At 31.6% G+C, this 14,372-nt stretch carries 11 protein-coding genes; 10 read left to right on the forward strand and 1 reads right to left on the reverse strand.

Annotated features, from left to right (window positions below; translation table 11 throughout):
• The first annotated feature begins 2 nt into the window (after positions 1-2).
• The 8 genes from ACM6F9_RS16470 to ACM6F9_RS16505 all read left to right on the forward strand — a co-directional run bounded on the left by ACM6F9_RS16470 (position 3) and on the right by ACM6F9_RS16505 (position 11,163).
• Positions 3-1,805, forward strand: coding sequence for a UvrD-helicase domain-containing protein (locus tag ACM6F9_RS16470; protein WP_414846714.1), 1,803 nt, complete (start codon positions 3-5; stop codon positions 1,803-1,805).
• 252 nt (positions 1,806-2,057) lie between these two features.
• Positions 2,058-2,687, forward strand: a complete 630-nt coding sequence (locus tag ACM6F9_RS16475) for a hypothetical protein (RefSeq protein WP_414846715.1) — start codon at positions 2,058-2,060, stop codon at positions 2,685-2,687.
• Positions 2,688-2,949: 262 nt separating this feature from the next.
• Positions 2,950-6,942 (forward strand): NACHT domain-containing protein, encoded by a 3,993-nt coding sequence (locus ACM6F9_RS16480; RefSeq protein WP_414846716.1) that lies wholly within the window; start codon positions 2,950-2,952, stop codon positions 6,940-6,942.
• A 219-nt stretch (positions 6,943-7,161) separates the two neighbouring features.
• A complete protein-coding gene (locus ACM6F9_RS16485) occupies positions 7,162-8,451 on the forward strand; it encodes a helix-turn-helix domain-containing protein (RefSeq protein ID WP_414846717.1) in 1,290 nt (429 codons plus the stop codon).
• A gap of 236 nt (positions 8,452-8,687) precedes the next feature.
• A complete protein-coding gene (locus ACM6F9_RS16490) occupies positions 8,688-9,071 on the forward strand; it encodes a hypothetical protein (protein WP_414846718.1) in 384 nt (127 codons plus the stop codon).
• Positions 9,072-9,487: 416 nt separating this feature from the next.
• The gene (locus ACM6F9_RS16495) at positions 9,488-10,237 is read left to right on the forward strand and encodes a DUF2625 domain-containing protein (protein ID WP_414846719.1); all 750 of its coding nucleotides are present in this window, start codon (positions 9,488-9,490) and stop codon (positions 10,235-10,237) included.
• 158 nt (positions 10,238-10,395) lie between these two features.
• Entirely contained in the window at positions 10,396-10,635 is a 240-nt protein-coding gene (locus ACM6F9_RS16500; protein ID WP_414846720.1) for a hypothetical protein, read from the forward strand.
• 51 nt (positions 10,636-10,686) lie between these two features.
• Positions 10,687-11,163, forward strand: coding sequence for a hypothetical protein (locus ACM6F9_RS16505; RefSeq protein WP_414846721.1), 477 nt, complete (start codon positions 10,687-10,689; stop codon positions 11,161-11,163).
• Between the two features lie 299 nt (positions 11,164-11,462).
• Here ACM6F9_RS16505 and ACM6F9_RS16510 read toward each other — a convergent pair whose 3' ends face one another.
• Entirely contained in the window at positions 11,463-12,056 is a 594-nt protein-coding gene (locus ACM6F9_RS16510; protein WP_414846722.1) for a suppressor of fused domain protein, read from the reverse strand.
• 208 nt (positions 12,057-12,264) lie between these two features.
• Here ACM6F9_RS16510 and ACM6F9_RS16515 point away from each other — a divergent pair, with 208 nt between their 5' ends.
• Positions 12,265-12,975, forward strand: a complete 711-nt coding sequence (locus tag ACM6F9_RS16515; protein WP_414846723.1) for a hypothetical protein — start codon at positions 12,265-12,267, stop codon at positions 12,973-12,975.
• Between the two features lie 150 nt (positions 12,976-13,125).
• Complete coding sequence (locus ACM6F9_RS16520; protein ID WP_414846724.1) at positions 13,126-14,112, forward strand: hypothetical protein; 987 nt, start codon at positions 13,126-13,128, stop codon at positions 14,110-14,112.
• The last annotated feature ends 260 nt before the right edge of the window (positions 14,113-14,372 follow it).

A 14,372-nucleotide genomic window follows, 5' to 3' on the forward strand; every position in this document is an offset into this window, starting at 1 on the left:
TTATGTTTTTGTGGGAGAAAGACAGCCTTAATAAACAACAAGAAGATGCAATTTTACAAAATGACAGTGTACTTCTTGTTGCTTGTCCAGGCAGTGGCAAAACAAGAACATTAACATATAAAATAGCTTATGAGCTAAGTCGTCTTAAATCAGATAAAGAATTTATTATAGCTATCACATATACCAATAGGGCATCAGACGAGATAAAGGAGAGAGTTGAGCTACTTGGAGTTGATACTTCTCAATTATGGATTGGTACAATACATTCATTTTGTATGGAATGGATTTTAAAGCCATATCATTTATACTCCGAACGGTTAAAAAATGGTTTTAAGGTTATAAATTCTTTTGATTCCGAAAAAATTTTAGCTGAACTATGTATACCCTATAAAAATGAGAAAATTACTCATTATGACTGTGGAATATTAGCAAAAACTGATAAATTTTATCTAACCTGCTTAGACTCTAAGAAACACGATTCTTTAAGAAAGATTATTAGCGAATATTTTCTTATTCTTGAAAAAAATCAACAAATTGATTTTGAACAGATACTTTTTTACGCGTATAAGTTACTGAACGAAAAACCTGTTATTGCAAAAATACTATGTAAGCTGTTCCCTTTTATTTTAATTGATGAATATCAAGATACTAAAGAAATACAATATCATATTATAGCGAAAATATTGAGTGCTGACAATGGTATATCGAAAACTCTAATTGTAGGTGATCCTAATCAATCGATATATGATTCTTTAGGAGGTTATGTAATGCCAAAAGAGGAATTAGAAAAGTTACTAGGTTTTAACTTAGTATCATTAAGCCTAGACAAAAATTATAGATCAGCTTCTTCTATTATAGAGTATTTTGATTATTACAAGACTTTTGAAACACCTATTATACCATTTGGTAATAACAAAGACTATCTAAGTTCAATTACCTTTAATTCGACAGTATCTGTAGACGGCTTAATTGAAGAAATTGCTAGATTAATTACTTTTAATATTGAAACAAAGGGAATTAGTCCTAATCAAATTTGCATCGCTGCCCCGCAATGGGTTCATATTGCTAGTATAACAAGACGACTTATGATTAAACTCCCAGATTTAAATTTTGATGGTCCAGGAATGGCTCCGTTTTCGAGGGATCTTGATAATTTTTGGTTCAAAGTTTCAAGGATTGCATTGACTGAACCATCACCTTTTATGTATTTACGGCGTCTCCGATGGAGTAAAGAAATCCTAAATGAGCTTGATTCTATAGGCGTTGACGTTACAAATTTTACCAGTAAAGAATTTCTAAGAATCTGTAATTCATTTGAAATTTCAGAAACTGAAGGTTTGATGTATCTGCGATCATTCTTTGAACAAATTTGTCACAAACTCAGAATTACTATAGTAAATTTTCCTTTATTGGATGAACATTATATCTCATTTTTTTTAAGCTCTGAAAGTAGAATTCAAAGACTTGTAGCAGAAGGAAATCCATATATTGGCGAAATTGAATATTTTAGAAAAGTTTTTAGACAACGTGATGGAATTACGGTATCTACTATCCACGGAACTAAAGGTGAAGAATATGATACTGTGATAGGCTTTGGATTACTTGATGGTTTTGTTCCTCACTTTAATGATAGTAATGGTGTTATTAATTCTAAGAAATTATTATATGTCTTAGCATCTAGAGCCAGAAAAAATTTACATCTCATTTCTGAAAGAAATAGAAATGTACATCCGTATTATGCTCCGGATGGTAAATTGCCAACTTCTCATTTAATTGAATATAACTTTATTTACTCTATTGTCTAGTTTTACACTTTTTATCCATAATTTGGTAAAACTTAAATTATAGCTGCCATTAAATCAAAATAGGAACATTGTTCCCATAAATTTTTATTTCTAATGACATAGATTCTTTTTTTAGCTCTTGTAAGAGCTACATTACTCCATCTCAATAATCAATATAGCATGGCGTAAGGTATTTGATAATTTTTAAAAGTTAGGAAACATCCAATGAACAATCACACCTATAAAACTAAATGTAATAAATGCACAACAGACATGAAAAAAAATTATAATACAGACTATCATGAAGTTTTTGAATGTCCAAATTGTCATTACCAGAAAGTAATTCAAATTGATGAATGTTGTCGAAATCCACTAAAAATTGTAATCATTGATAAAACTATGAAAGTAGATCGATTGCTTTATCAATGCATTAATTGTGGAGGTATAGTGAATAGAAGTAAACCATTATCCTTTAAAAAATTCTCGGATCAAATAAGAGATGAAATAAATATTTATCGTTTAAAAGAATGGCTGGAATATATTAGAAATGACTATCAATCAATAAAAGGGTATATTGATGAAAATAATTTCAGAATATCAAATTTTGGTAAATTACAAGAACACTATTCCACAGAAAAGTATAAAAATATTAGAAAACAAGCACTCATTAGAGATGGGAATAAATGCCAAATATGTTATAAAGATGCTGAAGAAGTTCATCATTTAACGTATAAAAATCTTCCTGATGAGAAGCCTGTGTATGGTTTAAAAAGTACTGATAACGAATTTGTAAAAGATTCTTCAACTATAAATCGTAATAGAAGACTTATAGGTCTTCAAAGTATAAAACTCCGAAGGAAAATCACAAAAGAATTTTTTAAAAGAATAAAGCAGCACCAGTAAATTTTAAGTTCTAAGGCAGAACATATATTAAATGGATAACAAGACTCAAACAAATAAATTGAAATTTTCTGAATTTATTGAATAGTAAATAGGTCCAAATCATGGTTGATTTATGAAGTTCTTTAAAATGTAACAGCCATTGTAAGGATGCATAAAAACTAATAATTATTAGGGAGTAAATTGTCGTTAAAAAGATTTAAGTTGCAGATGACAGCAAATAGCCATTTTTTTTTGTTCACTGATCCATATTAAAAAACTTTTGATGAATAAGATAGATTGGAATTCCTTTAGAGTTAAAAATAAGAATTACAATGAAGCGTTTGAAGAATTATGTTACCAGCTTTTTTGTAGAAAACATAAATTTTCGGAAGGCATTATGGCCGATTTTAATCAGGCCGGTCTTGAAACGTATCCTAAGAAATCAGGATCTTTAAACATAATGGTAGGTTTCCAATCTAAATTTTTTGAAAGTAAAACTGATTATGGGCAAATAAAGAAATCAATTTTAAAAGCACTGAAATTATTTGGGAATGATTTGAATGAGATTACAATCTTTTTAAACTCAAACGCTTTATTATCGTCAGAAAGTGCAAAAGAAATTGTATCTATTGCCAAGAAACAAAATGTTAGGATAAATTGGTTCACACAGAGCAAGTTTCAGATTGCCTTAAATCAACCAAATAACTTGGATCTTGCGCAGCTTTACTTTGGCTTTGGTGATGAGGAGAATTTTATCAAAAGTAATATTTCAATAGCTGACTCAAACTTTATCCAATCCTCGGGTTTTCTGAATTTGCCAATTGTTAAACTTCCCGGTAGAGAATTGACTGACTTGAAACTTAAGGCAAAGCTCTCACTGCTCACAGGAAATCCCGGTTCAGGGAAAAGCGTTATTATAAAATATCTTTATTGCAAGTATGCAAAATTGTTTGAAAAAAAAAGGGTATTTGATAGCAATCATGTTTTACCCATGTTGGTTAATCTTAAAGACTGTTACTCCGACAGCTTGGAGAACCTGATCAGGCAACGCCAAAAAGATTATCAGGTACAAAATAAAAGTATACGTTTTATATATATCCTAGATGGATTGGACGAATTGAACAGTCACCATGGTGACCTTGCGCTTCGATTTATAAAAAGGCTCTCTGAAACTACGAGTACGGATAAAATTATTATCTCTTGTCGAAGAGGAAGCCTTAACAAACTGACGATAAATGAATACTTTGATTCATTTGACAGTTATGATATTAATGAATTGACTTTTGAAGATATTGAAAGATACTTTGACCAGAAAGATGACAAGGATAAAAACGACAAACTCTACCAACTCAAAGCGCAACATAGTCAACTTATTGAAGAAATCACTGACATTTTTCTTGTTAAACTGCTATGGGATACCATTAATGATCTGACGGATAATACTACGATCATTGATCTTTTGGAGTTGAAAATAAATGGACTTCTCAAAGAAACACCTCACCGGACTAACCTTAGGAACCTTAATCTATTGGTTCCAAAGGAAAAGGAAATTATTAGGATAAATGAAAAATTATCCTACCGTTTCTCAAAAAAATATCAGTATAGATTTAAACATTCGGCCATTGGCAAATTTTTATGCAAAGAGTTTCCTCAGCTGAATTACGAGGACATCAACAGGATTGCAAGCTATAATTTAAATACCTTTTTTGATAAAAGCGTAACAGATGAGAACAATGATACCTATATATATCAGCACAGAAGATATCAGGAGTATTTTTTTGCAAGGAGATTAAAGAAAAAATTTGAAAGAGATATCAATATCATCCGCGAGACAGGAGTTATTCTCAGCCCAGATTTCTTTGATGATATCTTTATGAAATATCTTCAAAAAGAATATAAAAAAACAAACGATATTCCTTCGTTGGCTTTGTTGGCAAGTATCACGTATTATCAGAAAAACGGTGATCAATGGTATATAAATGATTCGGTGGAGTTTGTTGATGCATTAGCGTGCCAGAAACCTAAAACGCTGGAATTTCTGCTTAATGACGATGTATTAAATACGAAAAACTACATCAGCGGAACCTATGCAAATGCACTTAATTTCTTCGAACGAGGGAAGAGCGACGCGGCTTTAACCGTAATTGAAACCTGCACTGAAGAATTAGGGAGGTTTGAAAATACCACTGAAATGAAAGATCTTGAAGGACAGCTTTACTACAAATTTATGATGCTGGAGGAAGGATCTAAGACTTATGGGTCATTTTTCTTGAAAAAATATCGTAAATACTTTAAGAACTTTGCTACAGACTCAAATTCATTGCTGGACAATCAGTCCCCTAAGGAATATGCGGTAAAATGTTATTTTAAGGTAGGGATTAAACATTTCAAAGAGGAAATGAACGGATTAATTAAAGAGCTGACAAATGACGAACTTTCTTTCTTCCTGGATCTTTTATCTACAGCGGAATTTTTGCCACTATTTTTTGATAACAAAGAATTGCAAAAAGCTATTTCAGGCAAGTTAACTAAATATAAAAGAAAACCGACACAAAATAATCTACCTGTTTTTTTCTTTAGAACGCTTTTGAAGGCAACGGTGACAGAGAAACAGATTAATGAAATATTAGAGCTTCTGCGTCCAAGCCAGCCCAATGTGCGGGAATTTAGTTTTATTAGGCTTATTCATCCATTTGCGCTGGGCTATATTATAGCAGGAGACAAAAGGTTTATAGATGAGGTGCATTCAGCAACAGATTTCCCTTCAGCTGATGATGTGGTGAAATACTGCGTGCTTTATGACATTTATTGTAAGTCTTTAGAAGAACAAATATCCTTTTCTAAAAATTTGGTAGATTATAGAGATCGATTTCAGCAATGGTATGACTCTAGACCTAGGATAAAAACTACACTTACCCGGCTATGGGCTTACATTTTTTATTCTTCTAAGGGCAGCAGGCTCGACTATCTTCAATTGATTAATGCTTTAACCTTTGATTTTGATGCGTTGGTTTTTTTGAGCCAACTAAGTAAATTAGATTTGGAGTCCTTTTCGAATGTTATTACAGAAGGTGAACTTTTACCCTATGAAAATTCCTTAAAATCCTGGAAAGATGATTATTCAAAATATATTGACCGATGCTTTGTACTAAGTGGAATGTATTCACAGTTCAATGTTGAAAAATCAATAAAATATATAAAAGAAGCTTTTATAAATAGTAAACTTCGCCATGGATGGAGGAAAGATATTTTTATTTCCGACTTTTTTAATGAGGCCTTTGAAAAGGTTCTAGCCAAGAACTGGTTAACAAAGAAAGAACTAAAGAAATATGCTGAATCGATATTTTCACTGAACTTAAGATTATATGAAATTACGGACCGGGATCATACCCGCTATGGGATTTTGAATTTTTTGGAAGCTATAGGTTCATATGATCTAAAGCTTGCTTATAAATATTTAAAGAAGTTTAAACAAAAGAATCTTGAGAAGTACGTTGAGAATCTGTCAATAGTAGCTTTATTAATACAAGATATAAAATGTAATGCGATTCATTATAATAAAGTATGTGATATCGTTAATGGGTGGAGATTTAGGGAAGAAAATTATAAGCAATCTTTATTTGACATAGAAATGGAAGTTCTCAGCAGTAATTTTTATGATGATGAGGTAAAAAAGACTTCATTTGCCAAAGCATTTGACATCGTTACTTCGGTAAAGGGTAAATTTGATTACCAGCAAGGTGTAATAGACAATTATTATGTTGTATATGATTCTTATTGTAAACTGAATGAAAAGGAAAATATACTTGATACGGAAATAGATAGCTACGGAAGTTATAACAATATCAGCCAAAGTGAATTTTCGAAAATGATACACGATGTTTCGAATCATGGCGAACTCCAAGAGTTATATTCCCTGTATAATAATTACGAAAATAGAATTACAATTGAGGATAAAGATATATGGAAAAAATGGGTTGATAAAACATTATCTATTGATGGAAATATTGATATGTTTATTGATTTGACGAAGGAACAGCAATTCCTAACATCTGGTTTCTGGGGAATTTCTAATTCGAAATGTTTTGATCTAGGTGTTGCCTGCTGTCTGGAAAATCCGAATACAAAAGAGCAGATGGAATCTTTTTTAATTGAAAACGGAGGTCATGGCTCATTTTATAAAATGATCTACGTTTATACAGCAATGAATGAAAAAGAAAAAGCATTAGAAATGTTTAAAAAATTTCATCAATTTTGTATTTTTTTGATTACTTAGGGAATAACTAACGAAGAAATCATAAGTTATGTGGTACGGTGGCTGACTGGCTATTTTATAGCTAAACCCCATTTTACATGGTTAAGTTTGCTGGGCAATAATTTTTGTCACAGTCAATAATTTTTGACCTTAGATTTCCTAAATTGCCTTTGAACTTCCTTTTTTTGTGTAAAGCAAAGTGATAATTTTGAAAATTAATAAACTCATTAAAAAGTTATTATGGCTTACATCGACGAAATTATAGAATATATGGAACAGAACATCGCTAACATTTCTATTAAGAAAGTCGATGAGCTGAGGAAACCTTTTAATATTTCCCCTTCAAAGTTCCGCAGGAATTTTAAAGGTAGGACTGAATCTACTCCCCGGTATTATCTGATTAGAATGAAGATTGAACTCGCACATTATTATAAATCGAAAGATCCTGCATTAACGATAAAGGAAGTGGTTTTAAAAATAGGGTGGGATCTTACTGAACGCCAATTCGCCGATCTGTTTAAAACACATTATGGAATGACCTTTGGAGGAAAAGCTATCAATAGTACAGATACTGTGAATTGGTGGGAACAATCTGGCAATGATTCCCTTGATAATGACTTTATGTTTTCGCAGGATAGGAAGGATCTGGAAGAGATTATTTTTCGGATGGTTCTGCTGACCGGAATTTATAGCGTCAGGGATGATGGTGAATTATGTAAAACGGTTATATACGAGATGCAAAATACCTGCTTTAGATTGCCAATGTTTGCCTTTGAAAAAGAAGTTATTTTTAGGGTGTTTTTTGATCGTACTAATTATGAACGGTTAGATCTTTTTGCCATATTTAGTCGAACTGGTGAAACTGATTACTCCTTTGTCCCAACTGATAAGAGTGCCTACCTGAGCCTAATTTATAATGTCGCGATCAAACAGGAAAAAAATGTAAAAGATGAAATTCTTGATAGTATATTGAATTGGAATGAAATGATAGAAGGTGAAAATGGGTTCATGTTCCTCGATTATCAGCAACATATATACAATAAAAATATTAGACCCCAGATTAACAGAAATGCAGGAATCTTCGTCCGTAGCCAACCCATTTATGATAGTTTCACCAACCAATTACGGGAAGAATATGAGAACCTTTTAAATAGTATGAACGTAAGTGAAACAGAACTTTCTAAATTTATACATGCTGTGGATGAAGAGGACCGGCTTATGATTAAATCAACTCTTGATGTATTATGTGGAATGGGAGGTGCTCTACGTCCGCAAAAACTTGATTTGCTCCTTCGATTGGCGGAATGTCCTTATATGGAATTTATCGAATTTGAAGATTATTCTTTCAATTTTGATAAAACTCTAATAGAAAAAACTATTGAGCTAATTCCTCGTGACAATATTTCGCAGCTAATAACTGAATATAGCTTTGTATATAGGGATAAAATTGACTATGTTACGGATGATGATGACAATTATTACGGAAATGAAATCCTATCTGGCATAGTGGAGGGCTTTTTATTAAAATAGAATTTCCCCTTACAAAAGAGAGGATGTCTAGTATATAAGGAACTTATAGAAGAATGGGATGACATAAGAGAGGAGTTTAGTACAGGAATGGGTGGGAAACTGATCGATATTAAGAAACTTGGACGTCTAAAAAAAACTTGATGCGGAGGAACTGCATGTGTTAAAGCAGTTTATTAATCCTAAGAGAAAAACAGCTTATCAATGATCATCTCATCTATAAGAATGGATATGATAATATGTGGGGAATAATCAACAAGCTGGAAAAACAAGGGTTATTGGAAGTTAAGCGTGATGGGAGGAAGGTTATAGAGTTTATCCCTAATGAAGATATTGAATTTATTGCTGGAGCAGAAAGCCAACAAGGAATGAAGTCAATTCCTACGGTTAAGCCACTGATAGTTGATGAAGCTCTGAAAGCTTACACATTTAAGGTTCCCATAAACCGTAATCCCTCTTCAGAAACATCACCAAAATATTCAAAGGTATTGACCCTTCCTGTTGATGTGCATTTTGAAAAAAGTGTCGAGTATTTAATCAGCGGATGGTTATTGGCTGATGGAAGCATTAACATTGATTTTGTACCAACAAACACGATCTTTCGTCTGATGATAGAGATATAATAGAAGCAGAAGACCGGATTATTTCAGGATTTCCATTGGGCAGATTTGCGGATGATATTGATATTTCAGTTTCTGATTTTCAAATCAATAAGAATAAACCTTTGGAAAAAGATTAAATCTAATTGATTTAATTCGTTAGCTGAATATCTAAGAAAAGAAAAGTAACTATTGATTTTTTTTTGTCAATTATTTCCTGAAAAATAGTAATGAATGTTTGCCTTTGAATATACAGAAGAAGTTTTTATTAAAATAAATTGTTGAATGTTTGGTGTGTTTATTATATCACATATATCATAATATTGTTGATAGCAACAGCAGCTATGGATTGAGTAAAAAATATAAGCACACAAATCCATATTGTATTAAGACAATGGTTATATTTGGATGTTGGGAGCAATTTTAAAAGATATTACAGTATGATGAAATTTCTGATAATCATAATATTACCCTTATTTTCATTAACAACTTATGGACAAACAAAGATGCGTTCTATTGATGAATTAGTAAACAATACAGACCCAGGATGGATTTTTGTAAAAGAATGGATAGACTCTGCCAAAAACAAAGTAGAAATCTTGCCTGTTGACACAAATAAAGCAAAGGATGCTCTATATAAAACTCAAGTTACAACTCGTTCTCCAATGGGTGCAGTTGTATATATGACAGGCGGACTTTTAGTTGATAATGGATGGATTAGAATTCTTGGCTCGGGTAGTGATAAGCTAAGCAGGTCATTGCCAGAATGGAATAGAGGAAAAACATTTGAGGATTATGGACAGCCAGCATCATATCTTTTAATTGCTGACGATGCAATAGGGGGCATTTTTATTCTTAATGGAGGTGGACTTGGTAGCGATTTAGGAAAAGTTTATTATTTAGCACCTGATAATTTAGAATATGAACCTCTTGATCTTACTTACACTGACTTTCTGAATTTTTGCTTTAATAACAATCTTGATGAATTTTACAAAGATTACAGATGGGCAAATTGGAAAATAGATCTAGCAAAACTCAAAAGTGACCAAGTCTTTAACTTTTTTCCTTACTTATGGACGAAGCAAGGTAAGGATATAAATAAAGCATCCAAAAAAGAAGTTCCAATTGAAGAACATTACAGATTAACTCTTGAATTTAGAAAACAACTTGGACTTGATACGCAGAAATAAAAAAACAGCCACTAACAATAGTTTTGCAATAGTGGGGCGAAACTGCTAAGTTTAACCTTAATCCTTCAATTGAACTCATGTGCAAAATTGAAGATATATGCTTCGATGGTCAACCATCGCACCCCCTGAGCAGTTAGTACAAGATAAAATATGATTAGATGGAAGTACCTATGAAGAAAATAAAAAATGGATTTTGCGTAATTTTAAAAAACACAATTTTCGATTTGTTCGAAATTACTATTTTAAAGATCAGAGAACGAGGGCAAAGATTAACGGGGAACTTTATAAAGCTGATTTTTTTATTACAGAAAAAAAATTATATTTTGGCTATTTCTGTGAGAGCATATCTTTTAATGAAGAAGTATAACATTACAGAGGCAGAAATAGAAGATTTATAATTTGATAATACATAGAGCGTCAAAATTTGACGCTCTATTTTCTTATAAAGTATGAACAGAAAATTTATGATAACATACAAGGAAATTGAAATAAGTGTAACTAATAGATATGTTGAGACTAAAGGGCTACACTCATTTTTAAATAAGGAAATTCGAGTAACAATTGGAAGTAATTGCCAGGAAGATTACATAAACGTGATTAAATACCTTATAGATTATATTGTAGATAGTAAACCAATTATTTCTGAAAATCAAAATATTGGCTATTATTCATGGCTTTTGCAATTTAGGCTAGATGAAGATAAATACTATGATCTGTATGAAGCAAACTCTGATGGTAGCGGCTTTAATAAAGGTTGTGATATGGCAATTTCAGTTGTTAGGAATCAAGGGAAAATATGTTGGCAGCAAAACCTTATTCCTAATTTTCCAAACTTCAATCAGTCCGTCGTTATTTCAGATGGTGTTTATGAAGGAAAAGATATTGAAGGAATTAGATATGAGTCACCTCAGGACGAAAGTGGCTGATACCTTATCACAGATGATTATAATGATGATATTAAGTCATTAAAAATGGTTCATTTTTTTCATATCGCTTTTGCTCGTCCTGATATCTTGAAATATTTAGCGATTCCTTTTGGATATAGATTCCGTATGAAAGAAGGAAATATTCAAATGCGAAAGAATGAAGAGGAGTAAATAATTTAAGATTAGCCTTTCAAAGTGATATGCTAATTTCTATATGCAAACATAAACGTGAATCGTGACGACTCAAAAAACGACAGTATTACGCCGTATCTGATTTACAATTTAAGATAATATAGTTCTTAAATAGCGGATTTTCTGTTAATATCAAATATGTCAATATCTTTTTCTTGAAATATGTCCTCTAATGCCGATGTCCCATTTTCTATTTTGTATTCGAGTTCTTTATCCGAAATTGGAATGCCCAAAAGCCAATGTACAATTTTCGTTTCAAATTTCAATGGTTTTAACTTATCCTCCCACAAAAATGGTGAAATAAACATAATATGTTTCATGTCAGAAGTTTCAAAGTACAATTCAATAACTCTCATAAAAACAGAGCCAAGTTGACATTTCCACCCCCTATTAATAATATAAAATGCTGATGTGGAAAGTATATTAGCTAGCATGGTGAACTCTGTATTTCCAGAAATTAAAAGTTCTACTGGGATGTCTTTAAAGCTATTATCATTCATTTCAATTTTATTAGGATGATCAGACACACCAATAGTACCGCAAATTTTTATCCTTGGATAAAGTGGATCATCACAAGTGAAAATATCGATAAAATTCTTTTTGTCTTCAGCATGATGACGTTCAATCATTTTATTGATACCAACGATATTTGTTATATAATCGAAAAGTTTTTTGTTTTCTTCAGAAGTTTGTTGAGACATAAAGTTTTATTTTTTAAATATAGCGTATTTGCAAATTATAAATATCTCTATATTAGTAAAAAGAATGACAGTATTAACCTGATGTTTGTTAAATACTCCATGGATATTACTAAATAAAATAAAATATAAGTTGGCAATAAGCCCGTGGAGTATATTTCTAACATATAAATAATCATTCTCTGGTTGGGAACCCTATTTAAAGTAAAAAATGACTGATAAAAACTATTTGGATGCTACTTCAACGGTAGGTATATATGCAGAAATACTTTTAGGTATCTTAAGATATGTACCTGTAAAAAATACATCTAGTGAGAATGAATATCAAAGGAAATTAACTAAAGTATTGAAATTTGAAAAAACTCATGATCCTGATTTATTCAGGGCTTGTATAGATTTACTTGAAGATACTCAATATGCTATCGATGAAGTTTTTGAAAACGGTTTAATTACTAAATCAGACTCACACGGTGAAAAGTATTTAAGACTTTATGGGGTACTGAATGCTTACTACCTTCAATTAGGCGTTATAACTGATTTAGCGAGATTGTTTAAACTTAGAGGACTAAAAAAAATTAGAGATGATCTGAAGTTTACAAAAATTATTGAACTTAGAAATAAATTAGGATCACATACAACTAGTTATTTGCACGCTGGATCGGAAGAAGAACCAGATTTTTATAGACTGGCGCAAACAAGTATTGATAAATGGGGAAGTAATTTAGGTCTTGTGGGTAGAAAAAAAGACATTGAAGAAGTAGATCTAACTGCTAATATGAAAGAGTTTACTAACCGAGTAGAAGATATCCTGGATCAGATTGTATCTAAGGAATTAAATTCAAGAACATTTAAAAAAGAACATTTTGAATGGTTAAAATTGAGGCATGATTATGTTAAGGAAAATAGATTAAACAGGAATTAATATTGCTATGCCCAACAATAAATTTCTTTGTTTAAATAATAATTTAACTCTTCTTAATTTTTGTAAGAAACAGTATATAAAAATGCTTTCCCTCATTATATAAAAAATAAGTTTTAATAGCTTTACTTGTAAGAAACAATATAATGCCAAATGATAGAAACCGAAATCACCATTACAATAAATCGCAAATCAGATATTGAACAGGTAGAACAAAAAATTATTAACAGCAAAATTCAATCTCCTGTTTTTATCCGCAAATATGCACACAGCTACCAAATAGATTTTACAAGCGATTATGAGCAGTGGGAGCTTGACACTGCTATACTTGGCGCCTTTCCAGATTATGAATATGTGACAAATCTCGGCGGAGGAAGAAAAGAAATCAGAGTTCAAGTTTCAAGATATCAATCTCCCTACTCAACAGACGGTTGGGGTAGGCAAATCGAGACACCTTTAAATGAAACCAAATATCTTGTAAAAAAATCAGATAAAAGATTTGAAGAATTTAGTTCAACAATCAGGGTTTTATTTGGAGATGAAGAACAGCATTACTACGTAAATACTGTGCCGGGGTTGAATAAAGCAAACGACGAACAAGGGGTACTATTGCTAAATAACTTCAAAACAAAAAATAAAGACTCTGAGATTTTTGGGGATAAGCTTTATCGTTCTGAATGGGACGCATTTCATTCTGCTTATTATAAAATGCAAAATGTAATTAATGCTGATTTTGTTTTATATCTTGAAAAGAAAAAAAAAGAAACGACAGCTATACAAAAAGTTCCGCGAAAGATAATAAGAGATTTTATTGCTGCATGCAACAGCTTTGATGAGGATGCGATTATTAAGAACCTTCATGAAACTATGTCTTTTGAAAAGTTGAAAAATTTCAGGTCCACAGTTAGAACAGACGGGATCATAGCATTTAAAGAATATCTGACTTCTGCTGACCAACAATTATGTGGTAAAAATTTTAAGATCCGAACCTCATGGAATTTTGCATTACCCGTTGTGACCATCGGTGTAAAATATTTCCCATCGGCCTCCGAACAAGGGGCTGTTCAGCAACAAAAATACGACCGAATACAGTTTAGACTACAAGATGACAGGATTAACAGGATTATAATTGAAGGATAGACTGCAGCACACAAAATTGTTGAAATCCAAATCTAATTGTTATAATCTAAGAATTTTTTATTGTATAATAGATTATTAGGTAAATCGTCATGCATGCTTTGTCACCTATATAAGATAAAGAGAGAATTTTGTTGAGATGGTAGAAAATAATAACCCAATTGCAATTTCAGTAATACACTTACAACTATTAGAACTAATGAATTCAGAAAGATAAACACAAATAACTGAGTTGGGTTTTAATGCGCGAATAGATTACGCAG

The organism is Chryseobacterium sp. IT-36CA2 (assembly GCF_949767875.1).
Classification (GTDB): domain Bacteria; phylum Bacteroidota; class Bacteroidia; order Flavobacteriales; family Weeksellaceae; genus Chryseobacterium.

Bases quoted from the DNA above. Each gene is read 5' to 3' on its own strand.
- ACM6F9_RS16470 (WP_414846714.1), top strand. From the start codon at position 3: ATGTTTTTGTGGGAGAAAGACAGCCTTAATAAACAACAAGAAGATGCA.
- ACM6F9_RS16475 (WP_414846715.1), top strand. From the start codon at position 2,058: ATGAAAAAAAATTATAATACAGACTATCATGAAGTTTTTGAATGTCCA.
- ACM6F9_RS16480 (WP_414846716.1), top strand. From the start codon at position 2,950: ATGAATAAGATAGATTGGAATTCCTTTAGAGTTAAAAATAAGAATTAC.
- ACM6F9_RS16485 (WP_414846717.1), top strand. From the start codon at position 7,162: ATGGCTTACATCGACGAAATTATAGAATATATGGAACAGAACATCGCT.
- ACM6F9_RS16490 (WP_414846718.1), top strand. From the start codon at position 8,688: ATGTGGGGAATAATCAACAAGCTGGAAAAACAAGGGTTATTGGAAGTT.
- ACM6F9_RS16495 (WP_414846719.1), top strand. From the start codon at position 9,488: ATGATGAAATTTCTGATAATCATAATATTACCCTTATTTTCATTAACA.
- ACM6F9_RS16500 (WP_414846720.1), top strand. From the start codon at position 10,396: ATGGAAGTACCTATGAAGAAAATAAAAAATGGATTTTGCGTAATTTTA.
- ACM6F9_RS16505 (WP_414846721.1), top strand. From the start codon at position 10,687: ATGAACAGAAAATTTATGATAACATACAAGGAAATTGAAATAAGTGTA.
- ACM6F9_RS16510 (WP_414846722.1), bottom strand. From the start codon at position 12,056: ATGTCTCAACAAACTTCTGAAGAAAACAAAAAACTTTTCGATTATATA.
- ACM6F9_RS16515 (WP_414846723.1), top strand. From the start codon at position 12,265: ATGACTGATAAAAACTATTTGGATGCTACTTCAACGGTAGGTATATAT.
- ACM6F9_RS16520 (WP_414846724.1), top strand. From the start codon at position 13,126: ATGATAGAAACCGAAATCACCATTACAATAAATCGCAAATCAGATATT.